Genomic DNA, 23,346 nt, shown 5'->3' with positions numbered 1-23,346 from the left:
TGTTGACTCCCTCTCCGGGGAGGCCGGCTTTGCCTTGTGCCTCCCTTGGAAACTGCCCTCGAATTCCCGGGGGGCGCAATCGACTTTACGCCTGACATACAGTACTGGTCAATACCCTGCTATTTGTAAGGACATATACCGGGGATGTTTGGTAGTTATTGGAACCTTCGCGTGAGGTGGGAGGTGTTGAGATGCGATGTGGTAGGTTGTTAGGAATAGTTGCCATCTACCTGCGCTACTTCTGGCCTGTGGTCCCGGCGGGGGTGGCGGCCGTGGGAGCCGCGTGGCTGCTGTGGGGGCTCGGATTGATGTGGTCTGTGATGGTGCCGTTAGTGATTGGCGGTGCTGTTTTCCTGTTTTTTATCTGGGTCCAGATTGCGGCTAACACCAGTGCCTGAGGACCCCGGGAGCGAGGTGTTCGGCTGTTTCATCAAGCCAGTCGGAGCAGGGCCTTCAGTTCGGGGATGCATGCTCCGCACCCGGTACCGGCCTTAAGGCACTCGCCGATCTTCTCCACACTGTTCACCCCCTGTTCACGAATCGCGGTGAGAATGCTGTTTTCGCCCACACCATGACAGGCACATACCGTCCGCCCACTCGAGGGTGCATCTTTTGGTGATTGGCCGGAGAGCAACCGGTGTCGCTGTTCGTGGTTCAATTCATCTGCCGCGAACAGTGACTCCAGCCAAGCCCGGTCGGGTAACGGATGGGAGGCGGGTTCGATAAACAGACAGCTCTCCAGGCGTCCACTTATCAGCCGGGCTGCCCGATAGGTGCTTACTGCCAGATATTCCGCCCAGCCGACATCCTGTGCCGGCGAACAGAGGATTTGCCGGGCTGCCGCGGGCCACGCTTCCGGTGCACGGTCACCGGCCACTTCATAACTCCGGAACTCGTGCCCCTGATGGAGAACCCAATAGGGCAAATCGAGTTTCAACTCGCGTCGTGACAGCACGAAACCATGCCACGAGGGCCTCCAGGGGGAGACCCGCACACGGCCCTGTTTCAAGGCGGGCTGTCCTGAAACGGGATCCACCAGGGCCGCGATCAGAGCACCCACCCGGCCGCGAGAGGCAAAGGGGCGGCTCCAGTGCATGGGAACGAAGACACTCCCGGTTTTCTGTCCGGTGCTGATCCGCGTGCGTGCCAGCATGGTTCCGAAAGCCGAGCTCAATTCCGCCAGGCCACCCTCCGTCAATCCCAGGCGGAGGGCATCCTCCTCCGAGACCTCGACGTAGGGTTCGGGGGTATGGCCGGCCAGACGTGGAGAACGGCCCGTGCGGGTCATGGTGTGCCATTGGTCGCGAATTCGGCCGGTATTGAGCACCAGCATATCTGTCGACAGGGCGCCCGGATGCGGGATAGCGGGGCGAACCGGAATCAGGCGCGCCCGGCCCGAAGGCGTATGGAAGCGGCCGTCGGAAAAGAGCCGCGTCTTGTCCTGTCGTTTGCCTGCGGGCAGCGGCCACTGGATAGGTGCGAGGTGCTGGTAGCCGGCATCGTCGAGTCCGGCCAGTGCACCGATGTCGAAGGCGCGCTGTCCGCCATTGTCCAGACCGGAAAGTGCCGCGTGCTCCCGGAAGATGGCTGCGGGGCTGTTGTAATCGAAGGCTGCCCCGAAACCGAGCCGTCGGGCCACTTGTGCCAGGGCCCACCAGTCCGGCCGGGCGGTACCGGGCGGCGGCAGAAAGGCGCGCTGGCGGGAGATGCGCCGCTCGGAGTTGGTGACCGTACCCTCCTTTTCGCCCCATGTCAGGGCCGGCAGGCGTATATCGGCCAGATCCACGGTATCGCTGCGGGACACGCAGTCGGAGACCACCACCCGTTCGCATCGCCGCAGGGCCTCTCTGACCCGATCCGCTTCGGGCAGGCTCACCGCAGGATTGGTCCCCAGTATCCATACGGCCTTGATGCTCCCGGTTGCTATGGCATCGAACATCGATACCGCCCTGAGCCCCTCGCGCTCCGGCATTGCCGGTGCATTCCAGAAGGCCTGCACTCGTTGTCGCGCTGCGGGGTCGTCGAGCTCCATGTGGGCTGCGAGCTGGTTGGCAAGCCCGCCCACCTCGCGTCCGCCCATGGCGTTGGGTTGTCCGGTGAGGGAAAAGGGACCTGTGCCGGGCCTTCCGATGCGGCCTGTGAACAGGTGACAGTTGATGATGGCATTGGCCTGATCGGTGCCGCCGGCGGACTGGTTGATGCCCTGGGAGAAGAGTGTCAGCACCCGCTCGGTGCGGGCGAACAGCCGGAAAAAGGCAGTCACATCTTCGGCCGGCAATCCGCATTGCCCGGCGACGCTGTCGACGTCCGGTGCCGCCATCCGGGCCGTGGCCAATGCCTCATCAGCACCCTCCGTGTGGTGGCTGAGGAAGAGTTCATTGCATTCACCGCTGTCTGCCAGCCAGGTGAGCAGTCCGTTGAAGAGAATGGCGTCGCTGTCCGGAGCCAGCGGCAGGTGGAGGTCGGCAAGGTCACAGGTGGCAGTCCGCCGCGGATCGATGACCACGATGAACAGATCGGGATTGTCCCGCTTTGCGCGCGCCAGGCGCTGATAAATCACAGGATGGGTCCAGGCGGCATTCGAACCGGCTAAAACCGCTAGCTTGGTGCGTTCGATATCTTCGTAACTGCACGGCACCACGTCGGCACCGAAGGCACGCTTGTAGGCGGATACCGCCGAAGACATACAGAGGCGCGAATTGGTATCGACGTTAGCCGAGCCGATGAAACCCTTCATCAGTTTATTGGCTACGTAGTAATCTTCCGTGAGCAGCTGGCCGGAGAGATAGATCGCAACCGACTCGGGGCCGTGTTGTTCAATGATCTCCTTGAAACCATTGGCCACTGCATCCAGAGCGGTGTCCCAGTCACATCGCACACCCGTGATCTCGGGATGCAGTAGCCGCCCCTCCATACCGAGTGTTTCCCCCAACGCATGGCCTTTGGAGCAGAGGCGTCCGAAGTTGGCAGGGTGATTCGGATCGCCGGCGATATTCACCCGGCCATCCGGTTCTCCAGTGGCGATGATGCCGCAGCCGACACCGCAATAGGGGCACGTGGTCCGCAGTGGAGCGCTGTTTTTCATGGCGTCTCTCACAAACGTATCGCAACCCTCCCGTTGGTGACTCGTACCTCATGGCGGCCCGCGCATCCTTCGTCCGGACTGACCGCCTCTCCGGTGGACAGTTCGATGCTCCAGTTATGCAGCGGACAGGCGACCCGGGTGCCGTAGACCATGCCCTGCGACAACGGCCCACCTTCATGGGGGCAGGCATCGTCTAGTGCGAACACCTGATCGTCTCCGGTGCGGAACACCGCGATATCCCCCTGGTCGGTGGCCACAACCCGGGCGCCCAGTTGCGGAATACTCTCCAGGGGGCCGACTTCGATCCATTCGGACATTTTTTTCTCCCGTTATGCCCGGCGATGCGGGGTGTTGGTTTTTTGAAAAGGTATGCGGACGATGTAAAGCGCATTTTTCCATTGCGCCGTTTTTCCGTGACAGAAACGGGGCAGACGGAAACGGTGCACTTGAAGAGTGCACTCTACGAGAGTGCACCCTACCGTCACTGGCTTCCCGCCTTCGCGGGAATGACGGTCGGGGCGTCCATGGACAGCGTCTGCATGGGTACGAATTCCAGACGCTGCTCCGGTGTCCGGTTTGCCGCCCAGGGATCATGCCGAGCGTATCGCTGTGATTCGAGAAAACGCTCGTAGAGTTCGCGGCGCCTTTCTGCGTCATCGACCACCCGGGTTCTGATGTGCGTCAGGCCGATGCGCTCCACCCATGGCGCGGTGCGCTCGAGATAGCGTGCCTCCTCCCGATAGAGCTGCATGAAGGCACCGGCATACTCGAGCACTTCGGTCGCGGTCTCGACCCGACAAAGCCTGTCCGTGACCCGCACCTTGGTGCCGCCGTTGCCGCCTACATGCAGCTCCCAGGCGCCTTCGATACCGACCACGCCAAAGTCCTTGATGGTTGCCTCGGCACAATTGCGCGGACAGGCGGAGACCGCCATCTTGAATTTGTGCGGTGTCCAGGAGCCCCAGGTCATCTTTTCCAGGTCGATACCCATCTGAATTGAATCCTGGGTGCCGAAGCGGCAAAACTGTGCGCCGATGCAGGTTTTGACCGTACGTAGCGCCTTGCCGTAGGCGTGGCCGGAGACAAGTCCCGCATTGTTGAGATCGCCCCAGATGTCGGGTAGCTGCTCCTTTTTTACGCCCACCAGATCGATACGCTGCCCCCCGGTCAGCTTGACCAGCGGCACCGCGTACTTGTCTGCAGCGTCGGCAATGGCCCGCAGTTCATCCGGCGTGGCTACACCGCCCCACAACCGCGGTACTACGGTATAGCTGCGATCCTTCTGGATATTGGCGTGTACCCGCTCGTTGACAAAGCGTGACTGTCTGTCGTCCACCGCCTCGCCCGGCCACGCCGCCAGCAGATAGTAATTGAGCGCCGGGCGACAGGTGGGACAGCCGTCGGGGCTGCGCCAATCGAGCCCCTTCATGACCGATTCACGATCGATCAGGTGCTGTTCACGAATGGCGTGGCGCACCTCGTCGTGGCTGAAGTCGGTGCAGGCGCAGAGCGGTTTCCGATCCGGATGGGTGTATTCGCCGCCCACGGTAGCCGCGAGGATCTGCTCCACCAAACCGGTACAACCACCGCAGGACGCAGCCGCCTTGGTATGCTTCTTCACCTCTTCAAGGGTAAACAGACCCTGGCTGCGAATGGCCTTGACGATGTCGCCCTTGCTGACGCCGTTGCAGTCGCAAACCTGTGCGTCATCGGCCATCTCGGCAGTGCTTGTTCCACCGCCATGACCGGTATCGCCGATGTGTGCCCGCCCGAACATCAGGTCGTCGCGGAAGGCGCTGACGTCGACCCCCCCGCGCATCAGTTCGAAGTACCAGGAGCCGTCCACGGTGTCGCCGTAGAGGACGGCTCCCCTCAGGTGGTCGTCCTCCAGCACCAGCTTCTTGTAGACACCTCGTGCCGGGTCGCGAAAGACGATGGCCTCACTGTGTTCGTTTCCGGTGAAATCTCCGGCGGAGAAGAGGTCGACGCCGGTTACCTTGAGCTTGGTGGAGGTGATGGAGCCGGTATAGCGGGCAAAGCCGAGTCGGGCCAGATGGTTGGCGCAGACCCTGGCCTGTTCGAATAGAGGGGCCACCAGACCGTAGATGGCGCGGCGATGCTGGACGCATTCGCCTACCGCGTAGATACGCGGGTCGAAGGTCTGCAGTGTGTCGTCCACCACCACTCCGCGGTCGCAGTGAATGTCGGCGCTCCGGGCGAGTTCCTTCTCGGGACGGACACCGGCAGCCATCACCACCAGATCGGCACTGACCTCGCGACCATCTTCGAACACTACGCCCTGCACCCGTTTCCGGCCGATGATCTCTCTGGTTTTAGCGCCCATGAGGAACTCGACCCCGCGGGATTCCAGATTTTCCTGGAGCATCCGACCCGCGGTCTCGTCGAGCTGGCGCTCCATCAATGTTTCCGCGAGATGCACAACACGCACCTTCATACCATGCTTGAGCAGCCCCGCGGCGGCCTCCAGCCCGAGCAGTCCGCCGCCGATCACTACCGCATGGTGGAATCGCTGCGATGCATCGATCATCGTCTCCACGTCGGCGATGGTGCGAAAGCCGATCACCCCGGGCAATCCGTGACCGGCTACCGGCAGGATCACCGGACGGGAGCCGGTGGCGAGCAGCATGCGGTCATAGGGTGTTTCGCTGCCATCGGCGGCAACCACCACCCGGCGCCGCCGATCAATCTTTTCTACCCTCGTACCCGAGCGCAGCGTAATACCATTCTCCGCATACCATTCGGGCCGATGGAGCAGCGTCTCTTCGAACGACAACTCACCGCCCAGTACCGGAGAAAGCAGAATGCGGTTGTAGTTGCCATGGGGCTCTTCGCCAAACACGGTGATGTCGTACAGATCGGGGGCCAGCTTGAGCAGTTCTTCGACAGTGCGCATCCCCGCCATGCCGTTTCCGATGACGATTAGTCGCTCTTTCATAATCCTTTTCTCCTAAGCACCATTGGCCGCTGTGAGCCGGTGATTCCTGCTAACCGGCTGCCATCCGCAGAACGGCAGATTTTGTCGGTTTCGCGATCGTCAGGTTTTCCTGGCGGTCATGCAGAAACTGGAACACGGCTCCGCGATAGCGGTTGTAGGCCGGATCGTCGGCGAGTTCGACCCGGTGCCGGGGACGAACCAAATCGATCGGGAGGACTTGCCCAATCGTTGCCGACGGCCCGTTGCTCATCATCACGATGCGGTCGGAAAGCAGTACGGCTTCATCCACGTCGTGCGTGATCATCACCACGGTGTTTTGCAGGTACGCCTGAATCTCCATCAGGGTGTCCTGCATATGGCTTCGGGTCAGCGAATCAAGCGCACCAAAGGGTTCGTCCATCAGCAGTACCTTCGGCTCCATCGCCAGGGCGCGTGCAATGCCGACCCGCTGTTTCATGCCGCCCGAGATCTCCGCCGGGCGCCGCTCCAATGCATGTCCCATATGCATCAGCTCAAGGTAATGCAGAGTCCGTTTTTTCCGTTCACGCCGGGTATGCACCTTGCCGAAAACCTGGTCGACGGCCAGACGGACGTTTTCGTAGACGGTCAGCCACGGCAGCAGCGAGTGGTTCTGAAACACTACCGCCCGATCCGGTCCCGGTTCGTTCACCTCCCGGTTCTCGAGCAGTACACCGCCGGTCGTAGCCTCCAGCAGGCCTGCAACAACATTGAGTACTGTCGACTTGCCGCAGCCGGAGTGGCCGATGAGTGAAACGAATTCGCCTTTGCTGACCTTGAGGTCGACGTTATCAAGGATATTCAGCGGGCCATTGCTGGTCTTGAACGTCATGCCGATGTGGTCGATGTGCAGGTAGGTCATGGTGGGGACCTCTGGTTGGTTTTTATTGCTCATGTGTGACTACTCCCCCCCTCCGTCATTCCCGCGAAGGCGGAATCCAGGAGCGGCACAATGGATCCCCGCCTTCGCGGGGATGACGGAGGCTCTGTATCGTGCCGGGTCTCGAGAGCGGACCTGGGCGAGTTACGCTCCTATTTTGGGCAACTGTCTATCGCAGCACCGCGCTTTTGTCCCAGCTGGCCCAGCGCTGAAGCAGCAGCATGAACCGATCGAGGAGAAAGCCGATGAAGCCGATGACGAAAACCGCGACCATGATGCGCGCCAGCGAATCGGAGCTGCCGTTCTGGAACTCATCCCAGACGAATTTTCCGAGCCCCGGATTTTGTGCCAGCATTTCGGCGGCAATCAGCACCATCCAGCCGATGCTCAGTGACAACCGCAGACCTGCAAACATCATGGGGATCGCCGAGGGCAAGACGATTTTCATCGTCTTGGTAAACCAGCCGAGACGAAGCACGCGGCTCACGTTCACCAGGTCCTTGTCAACGGCGGAAACACCGACGGTGGTATTGATGATGGTGGGCCAGATACAGCACAGGGCGACGGTGATTGCCGAGGTGACAAACGACTTGGAAAGCATCGGGTCGTCGCTGACGTACACGGCACTGACCACGATGGTTACCAGGGGCAGCCAGGCCAGTGGCGATACCGGTTTGAACACCTGAATGATGGGATTGAGAGCCTGATAGAGGATGGTGCTCATGCCGCAAACGATGCCGATGGGGATCGCGATCAATGAAGCCAACAGGAAGCCGGTGGCTACCGTAACGAGACTGGTGCCGATTTGATCGAAAAAGGTCGGCATACCGGTATAGGGGCGCAGCATCACCTCGGCGTCGGGATCTTTTGCCAGCCTGGCCTCATTGCGTTTGTGCTGGCGTTCATTGAATGCGGCTTCGCGCTGACGCTCCTGCTGGTATTCCGCGATGAGTTGCTGGCCGCTGTGCCATACCTGGGTCGGTCCCGGCAACTGCCCCAGTGAGGTCTCGACGTGAGCCGCGCCAATGCCCCATACCAGCAGAAAAACGGCAATCGCGAACACCGGAGCAAGCAGCGTTTTTGTCACTGTTGCTGTAAGCGTGGTGAGTCGGTCGCCCTGGAGCCGATGCTGCAGGGCATCCAGCCAGCCGACGCTGAAGGTGCGATGCGTGTTTATGAGATTGGTCGCCATACGTGCTCACCTTTCCTTTTTCGCTGCATGGACGTTTCGGTCGGTTCCGGACTCTTGTGTCGTTCGTTCGGCCAGGCACCGTCCGAAAGCGGTTGCTATATCCGCTGGTCGCCTTTGAGCCCGATGGGGAACTGATCCAGGTAGGCATTGGGCTTTCCGCCGTCGAATGTCAGTCCGTCGATGAAGTCTTCCTGTGCCGGACGGAAGCCGTCTTCGTGGTCGAAGTCGGGGAAATCCTCCGAACGGAATTTGCCTTCGGCAATCAGGGCTTCGGCCGCTTTCCGGTAAATGTCCGGGCGGTAGACACGCTTCGCCACCTCCATGTACCAGCTGTCCGGTTTGGACTCGGGGATTTGGCCCCAGCGGCGCATCTGCGTCAGATACCAGACAGCGTCGGAGTAGTAGGGATAGGTGGCGTTATAGCGAAAGAAAACGTTGAAATCGGGAACCGCACGCTGGTCGCCCTTTTCGTACTCGAAAGTACCCGTCATGGAGTTTGCGATCACCTCCTCGTCGGCGCCGACATAGTAGGGACGCGACAGGATTTTCGCCGCTTCGGGACGGTTGGCATTGTGGTCGGCGTCCAGCCACTGGGCCGCACGGATGAGGGCCTTCACGACTGCGACATGGGTGTTGGGGTATTGGTCGGCCCACTGTTTGGAAACGCCGAAGACCTTCTCCGGATTGTTCTTCCAGATCTCATAATCGGTGATTACCGGTACACCGATGCCCTTGAAGACCGCCTGCTGGTTCCAGGGCTCACCGACGCAGTAGCCATCGATGGTGCCTGCTTCCATGGTGGCCGGCATCTGCGGCGGCGGTGTCACCGAGAGCAGGGCATCGGCCTGGATCTGACCGGAGGTATCGTTCCTGTGCGGGGCGTAGTAGCCGGGGTGGATGCCGCCGGCGGCGAGCCAGTAGCGCAGTTCGTAGTTGTGGGTGGAAACCGGGAAGACCATGCCCATGTTGAAGGGCTTGCCTCGCTGCCTGTATTGATCGATGACCGGCTTCAGGGCATCGGCCTTTATGGGGTGAACCGGCTTGCCGTTTTCGTGAGGAATATGCTTTTTCATCTCCTCCCAGACCGTGTCGGATACGGTGATGCCGTTGCCGTTGAGGTCCATGGAGAAGGCAGTGACGATATGGTCCTGCGTGCCGTAGCCGATGGTGGCTCCAAGCGGTTGACCGGCCAGCATGTGGGCGCCATCGAGCTGGCCGTCGATCACCCGATCCAGCAGTACTTTCCAGTTGGCCTGCGCCTCCAGCGTGACATATAGCCCTTCATCCTCGAAATAGCCCTTTTCATAGGCAATCGCCAGCGGGGCCATATCGGTCAACTTGATAAAACCGAACCTGAGGTCCTCTTTCTCCGGTTCGGCTCCCTGGATGGTCGGGGTCGCGAGCAGTGTCGCGGCGGTAACAATCCCGGCACCCACCGACTTCACAAAGTTGCGCCGACTGGTTTTTCTTTTCTCTCTTTGCATCACTCCCTCGCCATTCCGGGTTATGAGTAAAAAACAGCCCACGGAATTGTTCCGTACAGGAACGGCCGTTGTCCGAGATGGGCCCGGATGCGGACCCGTGTCGGCAGGGCCGCATTCGGGTTTTATCTTGCAGTTGGCATGCCAACCGTTGCCGGAAGGGAGGAAACCGCGGGCGGGCCACGGAAAGGGACCCGGGAGGGAGTGAGCGGATGCGTGGTCGATGCACCATCGCGGCGCAAAATGTGGATTGCACTACCTGGAATGGGGCGGGGGCCACTCGCGGCTTGCCGCATAAAGGGCAAGTCTCCAGTAGAGCGACCGCTTTCTGACGGAACGAAGAGGTGGCGCATTGTGAATGCGCCGTAGATTACCGACGCGCGACTAACCGACTGGTTCGCCGCGGGCCTGCTGTTCGGCGTGATAGGATGAGCGGACCATGGGACCGCTTGCTACGTGGGTGAACCCCAATGATCTGGCCTGGGCTCCCGCCTCCCGGAACTCTTCGGGAGGGACATAGCGCTCCACCGCCAGATGGTGGCGGCTCGGTTGCAGATACTGGCCGAGGGTCAGGTGGTCGCAGCCGTGTTCCCGGAGATCCCTCAGCACCTCCAGGATCTCCCCGGGCTCCTCACCCAGGCCAAGCATCAGCCCCGATTTGGTGGGCACTTGCGGGTGCTGTTCACGAAAGCGCTGCAGCAGGTCCAGCGACCACTGGTAATCGGCACCCGGCCGGGCCTTGCGGTAGAGGCGGGGCACCGTCTCCAGGTTGTGATTGAAGATGTCCGGTGGTGCCTTGCCGAGCGCTTCCAGGGCAGGCTCCAGGCGACCCCGGAAGTCGGGCACCAGGATCTCCACGGCCGTTTCGGGTGATTGCTCGCGCACCGCTGCCACGCAATCAGCGAAGTGCCCGGCGCCGCCGTCGCGCAGGTCATCGCGGTCCACCGATGTCACCACCACGAAACGCAGGCCCATGGCCTTGACGGTTTCAGCCAGGTGCGCCGGTTCATCGCTATCGAGGGGGTTCGGACGTCCGTGGGCTACATCACAGAAGGGGCAGCGGCGGGTACAGATATCCCCCATGATCATGAAGGTGGCAGTCCCGTGCTGGAAACATTCGCCCAGGTTCGGGCAGGCCGCCTCCTCACAAACGGTATGCAGCCTTTGTTCGCGAAGAATGCCCTTGAGGCGCATTACTTCGGGGCTGGTGGGCGCCTTGGCGCGGATCCAGCGGGGCTTCGGCAGAGGGCGCTCTGCGGGCACCACCTTGATGGGGATGCGTGCGGTCTTGGTCTCGCCCCTCAGGGATCGTTTTTCATCGGAGTTCATGGGAGAGAAGGATAAAGCCAACGGGGATTGAACGCGAATCGTACTACCGACTATCCACTACCAATCTCTGAACCAGTTTCGCGGCGAGTTGTTCGCCGGCCGTTTCCACATCCAGCTCGATGCCCAGTTCTCTGAGCTGGGTCACGGTCAGGCCGGCATAGCCGCAGGGATTGATGCACTGAAACGGCGTCGTTTCCATGGCGATATTGAGGGCAATTCCGTGGTAACTGCACCCGCGGCGCACCCGAAGACCCACCGAGGCGATCTTTGCCTCCCCCCGCCCGGGCAGCTCGACATAGACCCCGGGGGCGTCCCGTCTGGGGTAAGCGCTCACTTCAAGATCGGCCAGCAGGTCTACAGCCGATTGCTCGAGGGCAGTGACCAAGTGGCGGACACCGATCCCGAGTCGCCGCAGATCGATTAGCGGATAGAGGACAATCTGGCCGGGGCCGTGATAGGTCACCTGTCCGCCCCGATCAGTCTTGACCACCGGGATGGTACCCGTATCGAGCAGGTGTTCCGGCTTGGCGTTCAGCCCCTGTGTGAATACCGGCGGATGTTCGACCAGCCAGAACTCATCTGGCGTATCGTATCCTCGTTCGTCAGTAAACGCTCGCATCGCCTCCCAGACAGGGATGTAGTCACGGAGGCCAAGGTGGCGGAGAAGGGGCTGTTTAACCACAGGGGCCACGGGGTTCTCGGGGGAAATCAAAACGGATACTCGGTGCGCAGAAAGAAGCAATGAATCCGTCGCCTGGTAGCAGGCGTACGCCCTTCGCTTTTCCTCGAATCTCGCATCTCGAACCTCGTCCCTGCCTTACAGTGCCATCATGACCTGTTCGTGGGCGGTGAGTTCGAGGTAGATGTTGTCCAGTTGCTCCCGGCTGGTGGCCCGGACGGTGACGGTCACCGCCAGGTATTTGGCACCACTGCTCTCGCGCACGGACACCGCGGTCTCGCTCAGGTCCGGGGCGTGACGACGCACGATCTCGACCACTGTGGTCTCGAAATCGTCGCTAGCGCGCCCCATCGCCTTGATGGGGAAGTCACAGGGAAACTCCAGCAGGGTATCTTCGTCGCTCATTCTCAAAACCCTTTAAACCACAGAGTACACAGAGATGGCCTACTGATTCGGTGCAATCCCCTGCGCTCTCGGTGGTAAAAGCCGAAAATCTATTCCACCTCGCCCCGGCGAAAGGCCTCCTTGTAGGCCTGGTAGAGCTCCACCATCCGTTCCCAGACCGGGCCCGGGCGTCCGTTGCCTACCGGTACGCCGTCCAGTCGGGTGACCGGCACCACTTCCTTGGTGGAGCTGGTAACCCAGAGTTCATCGGCGTCACGGAGTTCCGCTGCTTCGATGGGGCGCTCTTCGCAGGGTAGCCCGTGGTGGGCACAGAGTTCCACCACCAGATCGCGGGTGATGCCTGGCAGCAGCAGGTTGCTCTTCGGCGGTGTGATGACCGTGCCGTTGCGGACCATAAAGATGTTGGCGGCTGCGCCCTCGGTGACCTCGCCGTCACGGGTCATAATCGCCTCGGCGGAGCCCTGGTCCAGCGCCTGTTGGCGCAGCAGGATGTTCGGCAGCAGCGCGATGGCCTTGATGTTACACAGTTTCCAGCGGATGTCTTCCAGCGTGACGGCACTGATACCTTTGTGCAGTTCGGGGGAAGGAGCAGCCAGCGGGGAGCTCATGGCGAACACCGTCGGGTTTACATTGCGGGGGAAGGCATGGTCGCGACGGGCCGGACCACGGGTGACCTGAAGATACAGGGACTGATCGCCGCCGCCGTTATACCTTACCAATTCCTCGAGCACGCTCTGCCAGCGGGAATGCGGGAGCGGATTCTCCAGTCGGATACCATCGAGGCTGTGGTCAAGCCGGTCCAAATGGTGTTCGAGGCGGAAAAGTCGTCCGCCGTAGACCGGGATGACTTCGTAAACGCCGTCACCAAACATGAATCCGCGGTCGAGGACCGAGATACAGGCCTCGTCCGCAGGCAGGAAATCACCATTCAGAAAAACCGTATCGGTCATTGTTATTTTGTCCGGAAAGATACGCTCTGTGTTCGCGGGGCCAATGCTCTTGCACTGAATTCCTTAGTGGAACCACAGCATGACGTCATCCAGCAGGCGCTGCCAGAGTCCGCCCTCTGCGATATCCTCAAGGGCGACCAGCGGCTGCTCCGCCAGTATTTCCTCTCCCAGTTGCACGGTCACGGTCCCGAACTCCTGACCCTTGAGTGCCGGGGCGATGATATTAGTGTCCACGCTGAGTGACGCATCGAGTTGTTTGTACTGCCCCCGCGGTATCGTTACGTACATCTCCCTATTCAGACCCAGTGGCAGGGTTTCCGACATTCCCTTCCAGATCCGTATCTCCTTGAGTGCTTCGTCGCTTTCGTAAAGGTGGTGGGTTTCGAAAAACCGGAAACCATAGTTGAGCAGTTTCTGACTCTCCTGTGCACGGGCATTTTCACTGGATGTCCCCATCACCACGGCGACCAATCGCATATCCTCTCGTTTGGCCGAGGAGACCAGGCAGTAGCCGGCGGAGTCGGTATGGCCTGTTTTCACGCCGTCGACGAACTCGTCCCGCCACAGCAGCTTGTTGCGGTTATGCTGGGTAATATTGTTGTAGGTGTATTCCTTGATGGAATACCACTCGTAAAACTGCGGGAAGTCGCGGATGACGGCAGCAGCGAGCCGAGCCATATCCCCCGGCGTGGTGTAATGCTCGGGATGGGGCAGGCCGGTACTGTTGACGAAGTGGGTATCGGTTAAACCGACCTTGCGTGCATAGTCATTCATCAGTGCGGCGAATGCCTCTTCGCTGCCGGCGATGTACTCCGCCAGGGCCACACTGGCATCGTTGCCGGACTGGATGATCACCCCCTTGAGCAGGTGCTCCAGCCCGACCTTGGTGTCGACCTCGACAAACATCCGCGAGCCCTGGGTGCGCCAGGCTTTTTCACTGATCCGGACTTGGTCGTCGAGTTTGATGTCGCCGGAGGCTACCTCCTGAAAGACCACATAGGCGGTCATCATCTTGGTCAGGCTGGCCGGTTCCATTCGTTCTTTTTCGTTGACCGAAGCGAGAATACGGCCGCTATGGAAATCCTGCAGCACGAATCCCTCCGCCTTTACGGCAGGCGGCGATGGTACGAACGCAAGATTGGCCGAGACGGCCGTGGCGGCAAAGGTCAAAAAGAGAAGGCTAAAACAACGCAGGATAGCGCTCATGGCAGTGTGCAGTCAGCGATTTGGAGAAGACTTATAGTCTACCGCGTCATCCCGTCGAAAAGTAGGTGGCCAGTCACACTGACGAGCCGCGATTATTCTGTGTCCCAGTGGTTTTTTCTGGTTACCCCCATGTCCCCCGTGATTTTTCGAGCACCTCAATCCCGGAGGACCCGGGGTGAATGGATGCCGAATTCCACCAGTTGATCCGCCAGCGCGTCGGCTTCCTGCTCCGAAGCCAGCGGCCCGACGCGAACCCGGTAGAGCGGGCGTTGGGCTGCACCCCCCGACTCAATGACGATGTCGGAGACGGCATCGGTCAGTCGCTGGCGAAGACGTTCCGCATTGTCACGGCTGGAAAACGCGCCGACCTGCAGAAAAATAGCAGCTGCCCCGGATGACCGGATTGTGTCGAACGCCAAAGGTGTTGGTGCCGTTTCGATCGCCTCGGCCACCTCCCCGGGTGCCGCGGCGGCGAGCGCGGCTGGACGCGCCATCGCGGTGGTTTCACCGCCCGAGCGGACTTCCAGTGCCGGTTGGGGACGGTCGATGGCCCTCGTCGGTTTGTTCGGCTCGATAGCCCGGATCTCGACTGGTGCCGTACCGCTGCGGGTGATCTCCAGTTTGCGGGCGGCGGCGTAGGAGAGGTCGATAATTCGATCGTCGTGAAAGGGGCCGCGATCATTCACCTTGACCACCACGCTACGTCCCGTAAGCAGGTTGGTGACCTCCACATAGGTGGGCAGGGGCAGACTCTTGTGGGCGGCAGTCATTTTGTACATGTCGTACACCTCGCCGCTAGAGGTGCGCCGACCGTGAAACTTGGTGCCGTACCAGGATGCCAGACCTCGCTCCACAAAGGCATCGGCACGGTCACTGACCCGGTAGCGCTTACCGGACACGACGTAGGACTCGGGATTGCCGTAGCGGCTTTTCGGCTCGAAGTGGGGCACGGCGTCGGGAATGCGGCTGAAATCGACATCGGCATCCTCCGGGGTGCCATCCCGGACGATGCCCGTGCTACAGCCGCCAATCAAAATCGGGATCAGGGCAGCCGCTACCAGCCACTGATCGCCAGCTCGCTTCACGGTCACTCCGCCGCCGCATAGGCCGCGCGTATCCCTTCGGCCAGCTGGTGGACCGCCATGGCATAGAGCGGGCTGTGATTGTAACGGGTGATGACGTAGAAATTGTGCAGGGCCACCCAGTGCTCCATGCCCTCTTCGGCTTCCAGCGCAATCAAGGCCGCCTCCAGCCCGGGGTTGATGGGCGTCTGCGGCTCGACTCCCAGTTTCCCCAGTTCCCCGGCCGTGGTACTCGGTCGGTAGCCCTTGTCCAGCAGCGATTGGTGCTGGGTGCCATTGACCTTCGCACGGGTGGCGATGGGCTGGCCCGGTTGCCAGCGATGCTCGGCGAAGTAGTTGGCGACACTGCCGATGACGTCTCCGATATTCTCCCAGAGGTCACGGCGGCCATCGTCATCGAAATCGACGGCATAGGCGCGGAAGCTGCTCGGAATGAATTGGGGCTGGCCCATGGCGCCGGCATAGGAGCCGGTCAACTCCAACGGGTCTATCGCCTCTTCCCGGGCCATGACGAGGAACTCTTTCAGCTCTCCGCGGAAAAACTTGGCGCGCGGCGGGTAGTCGAAGGCCAACGTGGAGAGGGAGTCCATCACCCGATAGTCGCCGCGGTGGCGACCATAGCGGGTCTCCACCCCCAAAATCGCCACCAGAATCGATGGCGGCACGCCATAGCGGCGCTCCGCTTCCGCCAGCACCTCGGCATGCTCCCGCCAGAATTCGGCACCCTGTTCTATGCGCGACTCGGTGATGAAGATCGGCCGGTACTCGTGCCAGGGTTTACTCTCGGCGGGGCGCGAGATGGCGCTGATGATATCCTCTTGAAGTTCCACCTTTCCGAACAGCGTTTTCAACTGTGTGTCTTCGAAACCGTATTCGGAGACCATTTGCGAAATAAAGCCCTGCACATCGTTCCGTGTTGCGAGATCGGCATGACCGGGACCCGACAGCAGTAGCGAGGCCGGAATGAATACAAGCTGTACGAAACGGTGGTTCACGGCCGTCACCCTTTTAATAGTTTTCGATGAGTGTGAATGGACATTAAAATACCGAAAGAGGCCATTATGGTCACCATGGAGGTGCCGCCGAAACTGACCAAAGGCAGTGGCAGTCCCACTACCGGCAGTAGCCCGGCGACCATGCCTATATTGATAAAGAAGTAGATAAAAAACGTCATGATCAGTCCGCCGATGAGCAGTCGCCCATAGGGTTCCTGGGCCTGGGCGGCGATATACAGTCCCCTCCATACGATGAAAAGATAAACCGAAAGCAGCAGGGTGCCGCCCAGCAACCCGAATTCCTCTCCAAATACCGCGAAAATGAAATCGGTATGGCGCTCCGGCAGAAACTCCAGGTGAGACTGCGTGCCGTTAAGCCAGCCCTTGCCATACAGTCCGCCCGAACCGATGGCAATTTTCGACTGGATGATGTGGTACCCGGCCCCCAATGGGTCGGACTCGGGGGTCAGGAACGTCAACACCCGCTGCCGTTGATAATCGTGCATCCCGAATTTCCACAGCATACCGGCGAGTGGCGCGAGCAGCAGAGAGGCGAATCCCAAAACCTTGAACGGGATCCCGGAAAAAAGCAGAACAAAAATCCCGGCACCGGCCACCAGCACGGCGGTGCCGAGGTCGGGCTGTTTGGCGATCAGCAGGGTGGGGATCGCCACAATCAGTACCGCCGCGAAGAGCTTTTTCAGGCTGGGGGGCAGGGAGACCTCCCTCAGGTACCAGGCGACCATCATCGGCATCGCCAGCTTCATCAACTCCGAGGGCTGGAAGCGGAATCCGCCGATGCCGATCCAGCGCTGGGCGCCCTTGCCGGCGATCCCCGCCAGCAGCACGGCGATTAAAAGTCCGACGGCCAGCGCATAGAGCCAGGGTGTCCAGCGGATATAGTTGTCCGGCGGGATCTGGGCCAGCACCAGCATGACCACAAAGCCTACCGCCAACCGCAGCAGCTGCTGGTCAACCCTGCTGCTATCGGCACTGTAGAGTACCGCCAGGCTGACTCCCGATAGCAGCAGTAGCGCGATTAGCAGCGGCAAATCCAGGTGCAGCCGGTTTGCCAGACTCCCTCGTAGGGATGTGGGTGCGTCCAGGATCATGGCTTTTTCTCCTCCTGACGGCCAATCAGGTGGTAATCCATCACCTGCCGGGCAATGGGCGCGGCCACGGCACCACCGCTGCCACCGTTTTCCACGATGACCCCGATGGCGATCTGCGGCTCATCCACCGGCGCGAAGCCGATAAACAGGGCATGATCCCGGAGCAGTTTGACGACGTCCGCCTCCACATATTCTGCATCCTGTGCGATACCGAACACCTGAGCCGTACCGGTCTTACCGGCAATCTGATAAGGCGCATCACGGCCGATACGGCGAGCCGTCCCGCGGGACCCATGCACCACCTGTTCCATGGCGTTGAGGATCCGGTCCCAGTTGGAGGACTCCTTTACGCTCACCGGCTTCAAAGCGACCGCTGGCAACGTTTCACGATTACCGCCTCCCGAATTCTCCACGGCACGGACCACCTGGGGCTGCATGCGCTGCCCGCGAATGGCCAGGGCAGCGGTGGTGGAGGCCATCTGCAGCGGCGTGGCCAGGGTGAAGCCCTGACCGATGCCGGTGATCAGGGTTTCGCCGGGATACCAGGCCTCGTGTCGCGTGCGGCGCTTCCACTCCCGCGTGGGCATCAGTCCGCCCGCCTCCCCGCCGATATCGACCCCGGTCGGTTGTCCGAAACCGAACTGGCGCAGAAAGCCCGAGAGTCGGTCGATACCGAGCTTGTGTGCCAGGTCATAGAAAAAGACATCACACGATTCGACGATAGAGCGGTGCACATCCACCCCGGGCCCGTGCCTTGTCCAGTCACGGTAGTGCCGCTCTTCACCCTCTAGCTGGTAATGGCCGCGGCATACCTGCTTGTCGTCGGGGCCGATGTCGCCCAGTTCCAGTCCCGCCAGGCCGACAAAAGGCTTGGTGGTCGAGCCGGGTGGATACTGGCCGCGCAGGGCCCGGTTGAAGAGCGGCTGAAACAGTGACTGGGAGAGTTTTGTGTAGGTTGCCGAGTCGATCCCGTTCACGAACAGGTTACTGTCGTAACTGGGGACGCTGACCAGGGCCAGCACTGCACCGGTTTTCGGCTCAATGGCGACCAGCGCACCGCGCTCGCCGGTGAAGGCTTTTTGCGCCGCCTGCTGGAGCCCGATGTCGATGTTGAGGTGCAGATCCTTTCCCGGGACCGGCGGCGTGCGCTCGAGAATTCGCAGGACCCGGCCTCGTGCATTGGTCTCCACTTTCTGGAACCCGACCTTCCCATGCAAGGCATCCTCATGGCTCCTTTCCACACCCACCTTGCCGATGCGGTTGGTCGCGCTGTAGTTCGAGCGTTGCAGGAGTTCCTTGGAGGTATCGCTCCAGTCGAAGCCGCAGCCCCTTTGCTGCTCCAGGCAATTGAGCTCCCGTTGGTTGATCCGGCCGACATAACCCACAACGTGAGCGGTCAGCGCACCCAGAGGGTAGTGGCGGGTGAGGCGGGAGTTGATCTCCACTCCCGGCAGACGGTGGCGATTGACGGCGACTCGGGCCACTTCTTCATCGGTCAGCTGAAAGCGCAGCGGAATAGCTTCGAAACGGCGCTTTCGGCGGACACTCTCGCGGAACCGCTTCAGATCACTATCGGCCACATTGACCAGCTTGCGAAGGGCCGCCAGCGTGGTCTCCATGTCTTCCACCCGTTCGGGTATCACTTCCAGGATGTAGGTGGGCAGGTTTTCGGCGAGCACCACACCGTTGCGATCGAAAATGAGCCCGCGTGTCGGCGCAATTGGCTGGACGGCCACCCGGTTGTTGTTGGAAAGCGTGCTGAAGTGGTCATGGTTGTGGACCTGCAGATGGACCAGTCTGGCCAGCAGCACGAAAACGAGTAAGGTGGTCAAGACTGCCGCCGCTATCGCCCTGGTTCGGAACAGGTGCGCTTCGCGAATCGGATCCTTGAGGGTGAATCTCTTGGCCATTTTAGTGTGCTACTTCACGCTTGGGGGGATTTTCGGGGCCCTTCGAAAGCGCCAGGACGAGGTGCAGCGCGCAGGCAATGGTTATCCTCTTGTCACGCACTGCACGAATCCGCCGGGAGCGGATTCGGAGAGCCGAAGGCCGGCCCGAAGGGCGGACTCCGGGGATGGAGTCCGCAACGCGGTCACGGTGCTTTCGGGGGGCCCCCTTCGGACGAGCGGCTGGCCGGCCCTCTGCGGGGGCAGGCCTGCTTGCCTGCTCCTGGGCAGCCATATCCCCTGGAGTGTTAGCGCGTCTCTGCGCGTCCAAAGCCTGCCATTCCGGCGCAAGCGCGCCTTGCGTGATGTCCATGGATGCACGAATGCCGCGGGGGCAGGGATGCGCAGGAGTGGCCTGGCCGGTCAGCGGCTCCCTGAAGGCGGCTCCAGGCATGACTAGGTCACCCGGAAATGGCGGCGCAGATCCCGAAGGACCAGAAACATCCACGGCCACAGCAACATACTGGTAAGCGAGGGCGCCCAATAAAGCCAGTTATTCGGTGACTGGCCGATGATGCCCTTTACCCAGAGGACCAGCAGCTGCTCCAGCGCCACCAGGACCAATACCGCAAGGCTTTGTTGCCAAAGCGGAAAATTCCTCACCCGGCGGTGCAGGTGGATAGTCAAAAAGGCTACCAGGGTCAGTGTCAGCGCGTACTGACCAAGCAGTGCTCCACGGGCAACATCCAGGAACAGGCCCATAATCCATGCAACGCCAATGTTGACCCGCTCGGGCAGGGCCATGCACCAGTAAATCAGCACCATGGCCACCCACTCGGGGCGAAACCACTCTGCGCCATCCGGTAGCGGCATAAGCGTCAGCATCATCGCCACCAGGAAACTGGCGATAATGGCCCAGCCGTTCTGGTGTTGGGCCAGGCTGTGTTGGGCCAGGCTCATGACGAGGGCGCCTCTTGCGCCATTTCTTCGGGCGCATCTTCCCCGAGCGCCGCTTCCGATTCGCTGGTTTCGGTGAGGTGGTCCGGCCAAATCAGAAGTACCTCCCGAACCCGCTCCAATTCCGCTGTGGGCCGGGCCACGATGAATGCATAGGGCTGGGAGGGATCCTTGTCGACATGCTGTATCTTGGCGACCGGATAGCCGGGCGGGAAACGACGGTCGAGACCGGAGGTGACCAGCAGATCGCCAACGCGGATATCCGCGGTGTTGGGAATGTGGGGAAGTTCGAGCCGGTCGGCCTCACCCGTACCGAGTGCAATGGCGCGGAGTCCGCTGCGATTGAATTGTACGGGAATGGCGTGGCTGGGATCGGTGATCAACATTGCCACCGAACTGACCGGCGATACCTCGGTTACCTGCCCCATGACGCCCTTGGCGTCGAGGACCGGATGACCGCGGTAGACCCCGGCCAGAGAACCTTTGTTGAGCACCGCCTGGCGCTTGAAGGGGTCCATGTCGACAGCCAGTAGCTCTGCCACCAGCAGCCGTTCGTCAACCATCCGCGGCGACTGCAGCATTTCACGCAACCGGCTGTTTTCGGCCAGGAGGGCGTCGAATTTCAGTAGCCGCGCTTCCAGTTTCAGCTGGCGGCTACGCAGATTTTCGTTCTCACTGATGAGGTGGGAGCGGGCAGCGAAGGCATCGGAGGCCCAGTTCCCGGCCGTGGCGGGCAGGCTGACCAGGTATTCCAGCGGATAGAGGACCATTGCGAGGGTGGCACGCATCGTTTCGAGGTGCTGTTGGCGGTGATCGAGTGTCATCAGGAACACGGAGGCGAGCACGAGCAGTGCCGCTCGCATGGCCATTGACGGTCCGCGCTGGAACAGTACCTTGATGTGACACCTCCGACTTCAGATACGAGGTTGAAGATACGAGGTGCGAAACCCCGTATCTCGATTCTTTTACCTCGGACCTGGTCTACTCCAGGGCAAACAGATCGCCCCCGTGTGCATCCATCAGCTCCAGAGCACGGCCGCCGCCGCGGGCGACGCAGGTCAGCGGGTCTTCGGCGATGATTACCGGCAGCCCCGTCTCTTCGACGAGGAGCCGGTCCAGGTCGCGTAGCAACGCGCCGCCGCCGGTCAGCACCAGCCCGCGCTCGGAGATATCCGCACCGAGTTCCGGGGGGGTCTGCTCCAGCGCCGTTTTAACGGCAGTGACGATCCCCGAAAGGGGCTCCTGAAGCGCTTCCAGAATCTCGTTGCTGTTGAGAGTGAAGCTGCGGGGGATGCCCTCGGCCAGATTGCGGCCGCGCACCTCAATTTCGCGCACCTCGGCACCCGGGTAGGCCGTTCCAATCTGATGTTTGATGCGCTCGGCAGTGGCCTCGCCGATGAGCGTCCCGTAATTGCGGCGCACATAGGCGGTAATGGCCTCATCAAAGCGGTCGCCGCCTACCCGTACCGAGTTGTCGTAAACGATACCGTTCAGGGAGAGAACGGCAATTTCCGACGTGCCGCCGCCGATGTCCAGCACCATCGAGCCGCTCGCCTCGGAAATGGGCATACCGGCGCCGATGGCCGCCGCCATGGGCTCTTCAATGAGGTAGACTTCACGGGCGCCGGCCCCCGCGGCCGACTCCTTGATGGCCCTGCGCTCCACCTGGGTGGCGCCGCAGGGGACGCAGATCAGCACCCGCGGGCTCGGTTTGAAGGCCTTGAACTTGTCTTCGTGAACCTTCCGGATGAAGTGCTGCAGCATCTTTTCAGTGATGGTGAAATCGGCGATGACGCCGTCTTTCATCGGCCGGATGGCGGTGATGTTGCCCGGCGTGCGTCCCAGCATCTGTTTCGCCTCGACGCCTACGGCCGAGATGCGTTTGGTATTATTCGGGCCGGGCTCCTGTCGGATGGCGACCACCGAAGGCTCGTTGAGGACAATGCCTTCACCGCGAACGTAGATAAGGGTATTGGCAGTACCCAGGTCGATGGAGATGTCGTAGGAAAAAAGGCCCCGGAAAGATCCCAGCATGGCAGTCGCTTCTATAAGATTAATGAGTCGGCGGAATGAACCGGGCATAATTTAGCAATGCCGCGGCCCTTTGGGCAAGGTGGCAACTGTGATAAGTTTCTGCTTTTTCCGCTATTAACCGACCGGATGGAGAGCCTGATGGCCCTGGACCGAGACGATGTGGAGAACATCGCGCACCTGGCGCGACTGGCTATATCCGATGAAGATATCCCGGAGTATGCCACAAACCTTTCCAGGATTATGGAACTCGTTGAGCAGATGAACGCGGTGGATACCGCCGATGTGGTGCCGATGGCCCACCCCTTGGAGATGAGTCAGCGGCTGCGTGACGATGAGGTCACCGAGACCGATCAGCGCAGCGAATTCCAGAAAAATGCCCCCGCGACCGAAGCAGGGCTCTATCTCGTGCCGAAGGTCATCGAATAGGTGCGGGTCAAGATACCCGTGTCCCGTGCCCTTATCCCCTCGTATCTCGAATCTTGAATCTCGAACCTGAGTGTTGACATGCATAACAAGACCATCGCCGAACTTGCCGCCGCCCTCAGCGCCGGCGAATTCTCCAGCGAGGAGCTGACGCAGGCCTTCGTGGACCGCATCGAACGCTTCGACGGGAAACTGAACAGCTACATCACCGTGACCGCCGAGGCCGCCCTGGAACAGGCGCGCGAGGCGGACCGGCGTATCGCCCGTGGCGAGGCGGGGCCGCTGACCGGTATTCCGATCGCCCACAAGGACATTTTCTGCACCCGCGGCGTGCGGACCTCCTGCGGCTCGAAGATGCTGGACAACTTCGTCGCCCCCTATGATGCTACGGTCGTGCAGCGCTTCAAGACGGCCGGTGCGGTCATGCTGGGCAAGACCAATATGGACGAGTTCGCGATGGGCTCCTCCAACGAGACCAGTTTCTACGGTCCGGTCAGCAACCCCTGGGACCTGAAAGCAGTACCGGGCGGCTCCTCCGGTGGCTCCGCCGCGGCGGTAGCGGCGCGTCTCGCTGCCGGCGCCACGGGCACTGATACCGGCGGCTCCATCCGCCAGCCGGCGGCCCTGTGCGGGATCACCGGCCTGAAGCCCACTTACGGCCGGGTCTCCCGCTACG

General features: G+C 61.1%; 21 protein-coding genes. 3 read left to right on the top strand and 18 right to left on the bottom strand.

The genetic code is table 11. From position 1 onward, the window contains the following. The first annotated feature begins 206 nt into the window (after positions 1–206). A complete protein-coding gene (locus Q7L05_RS03820) occupies positions 207–398 on the top strand; it encodes a hypothetical protein (RefSeq protein WP_303902186.1) in 192 nt (63 codons plus the stop codon). 32 nt (positions 399–430) lie between these two features. On the opposite strand, the gene Q7L05_RS03815 is transcribed toward Q7L05_RS03820, so the two are convergent. From Q7L05_RS03815 to Q7L05_RS03730, 18 genes are all read right to left on the bottom strand, one after another. Next, on the bottom strand, positions 431–3,085 hold the full coding sequence (locus tag Q7L05_RS03815; RefSeq protein ID WP_303902184.1) for a nitrate reductase: 2,655 nt from the start codon (positions 3,083–3,085) through the stop codon (positions 431–433). Positions 3,086–3,093: 8 nt separating this feature from the next. Continuing rightward, on the bottom strand, positions 3,094–3,402 hold the full coding sequence (gene nirD / locus Q7L05_RS03810; RefSeq protein ID WP_303902181.1) for a nitrite reductase small subunit NirD: 309 nt from the start codon (positions 3,400–3,402) through the stop codon (positions 3,094–3,096). Between the two features lie 164 nt (positions 3,403–3,566). Beyond that, positions 3,567–6,041 (bottom strand): nitrite reductase large subunit NirB, encoded by a 2,475-nt coding sequence (nirB, locus tag Q7L05_RS03805; protein WP_317623088.1) that lies wholly within the window; start codon positions 6,039–6,041, stop codon positions 3,567–3,569. Positions 6,042–6,090: 49 nt separating this feature from the next. Next, on the bottom strand, positions 6,091–6,954 hold the full coding sequence (locus tag Q7L05_RS03800; protein ID WP_317623087.1) for an ABC transporter ATP-binding protein: 864 nt from the start codon (positions 6,952–6,954) through the stop codon (positions 6,091–6,093). Positions 6,955–7,108: 154 nt separating this feature from the next. Further along, a complete protein-coding gene (locus tag Q7L05_RS03795) occupies positions 7,109–8,131 on the bottom strand; it encodes an ABC transporter permease (protein WP_303902178.1) in 1,023 nt (340 codons plus the stop codon). Between the two features lie 95 nt (positions 8,132–8,226). Beyond that, a complete protein-coding gene (locus Q7L05_RS03790; protein WP_303902175.1) occupies positions 8,227–9,615 on the bottom strand; it encodes a CmpA/NrtA family ABC transporter substrate-binding protein in 1,389 nt (462 codons plus the stop codon). Positions 9,616–9,996: 381 nt separating this feature from the next. Then, on the bottom strand, positions 9,997–10,941 hold the full coding sequence (lipA, locus tag Q7L05_RS03785) for a lipoyl synthase (RefSeq protein WP_303902172.1): 945 nt from the start codon (positions 10,939–10,941) through the stop codon (positions 9,997–9,999). A 43-nt stretch (positions 10,942–10,984) separates the two neighbouring features. Then, the gene (gene lipB, locus Q7L05_RS03780; RefSeq protein WP_411293312.1) at positions 10,985–11,650 is read right to left on the bottom strand and encodes a lipoyl(octanoyl) transferase LipB; all 666 of its coding nucleotides are present in this window, start codon (positions 11,648–11,650) and stop codon (positions 10,985–10,987) included. A 108-nt stretch (positions 11,651–11,758) separates the two neighbouring features. Continuing rightward, positions 11,759–12,025, bottom strand: a complete 267-nt coding sequence (locus Q7L05_RS03775; RefSeq protein ID WP_303902167.1) for a YbeD family protein — start codon at positions 12,023–12,025, stop codon at positions 11,759–11,761. Positions 12,026–12,114: 89 nt separating this feature from the next. Next, positions 12,115–12,975 carry a D-amino acid aminotransferase gene (locus Q7L05_RS03770; RefSeq protein WP_303902164.1) on the bottom strand — a complete coding sequence of 287 codons (861 nt, stop codon included), beginning with the start codon at positions 12,973–12,975 and terminating at the stop codon, positions 12,115–12,117. A gap of 63 nt (positions 12,976–13,038) precedes the next feature. After that, positions 13,039–14,181 (bottom strand): D-alanyl-D-alanine carboxypeptidase family protein, encoded by a 1,143-nt coding sequence (locus Q7L05_RS03765; RefSeq protein ID WP_303902161.1) that lies wholly within the window; start codon positions 14,179–14,181, stop codon positions 13,039–13,041. A 155-nt stretch (positions 14,182–14,336) separates the two neighbouring features. Beyond that, complete coding sequence (locus Q7L05_RS03760; protein ID WP_303902158.1) at positions 14,337–15,266, bottom strand: septal ring lytic transglycosylase RlpA family protein; 930 nt, start codon at positions 15,264–15,266, stop codon at positions 14,337–14,339. Positions 15,267–15,268: 2 nt separating this feature from the next. After that, positions 15,269–16,258 carry a lytic murein transglycosylase B gene (gene mltB, locus Q7L05_RS03755; protein WP_303902155.1) on the bottom strand — a complete coding sequence of 330 codons (990 nt, stop codon included), beginning with the start codon at positions 16,256–16,258 and terminating at the stop codon, positions 15,269–15,271. A 5-nt stretch (positions 16,259–16,263) separates the two neighbouring features. Further along, positions 16,264–17,370, bottom strand: a complete 1,107-nt coding sequence (rodA, locus tag Q7L05_RS03750) for a rod shape-determining protein RodA (RefSeq protein ID WP_303902152.1) — start codon at positions 17,368–17,370, stop codon at positions 16,264–16,266. Then, positions 17,367–19,280 carry a penicillin-binding protein 2 gene (gene mrdA, locus Q7L05_RS03745; protein ID WP_303902148.1) on the bottom strand — a complete coding sequence of 638 codons (1,914 nt, stop codon included), beginning with the start codon at positions 19,278–19,280 and terminating at the stop codon, positions 17,367–17,369. Before mrdA ends, rodA begins: the two co-directional genes overlap by 4 nt. A gap of 432 nt (positions 19,281–19,712) precedes the next feature. Beyond that, positions 19,713–20,216 (bottom strand): rod shape-determining protein MreD, encoded by a 504-nt coding sequence (mreD, locus tag Q7L05_RS03740; protein WP_303902146.1) that lies wholly within the window; start codon positions 20,214–20,216, stop codon positions 19,713–19,715. After that, positions 20,213–21,103: a rod shape-determining protein MreC gene (gene mreC / locus Q7L05_RS03735; RefSeq protein WP_303902286.1), complete on the bottom strand. Its 891-nt coding sequence runs from the start codon at positions 21,101–21,103 to the stop codon at positions 20,213–20,215. Before mreC ends, mreD begins: the two co-directional genes overlap by 4 nt. A gap of 91 nt (positions 21,104–21,194) precedes the next feature. Beyond that, on the bottom strand, positions 21,195–22,247 hold the full coding sequence (locus tag Q7L05_RS03730; protein WP_303902143.1) for a rod shape-determining protein: 1,053 nt from the start codon (positions 22,245–22,247) through the stop codon (positions 21,195–21,197). 138 nt (positions 22,248–22,385) lie between these two features. On the opposite strand from Q7L05_RS03730, the gene gatC reads away from it, so the two are divergent. Beyond that, complete coding sequence (gene gatC / locus Q7L05_RS03725; RefSeq protein WP_303902140.1) at positions 22,386–22,673, top strand: Asp-tRNA(Asn)/Glu-tRNA(Gln) amidotransferase subunit GatC; 288 nt, start codon at positions 22,386–22,388, stop codon at positions 22,671–22,673. Between the two features lie 78 nt (positions 22,674–22,751). Next, a partial coding sequence (locus tag Q7L05_RS03720; RefSeq protein ID WP_303902139.1) for an amidase occupies positions 22,752–23,346 on the top strand: 595 nt, incomplete at its 3' end.

The sequence above is a fragment of the Thiohalomonas denitrificans genome (assembly GCF_016841685.1).
Taxonomy (GTDB): domain Bacteria; phylum Pseudomonadota; class Gammaproteobacteria; order Thiohalomonadales; family Thiohalomonadaceae; genus Thiohalomonas; species Thiohalomonas denitrificans_A.
Note: the sequence above shows the minus strand (reverse complement) of the source record. Positions and strands in the feature narration are given on the sequence as shown.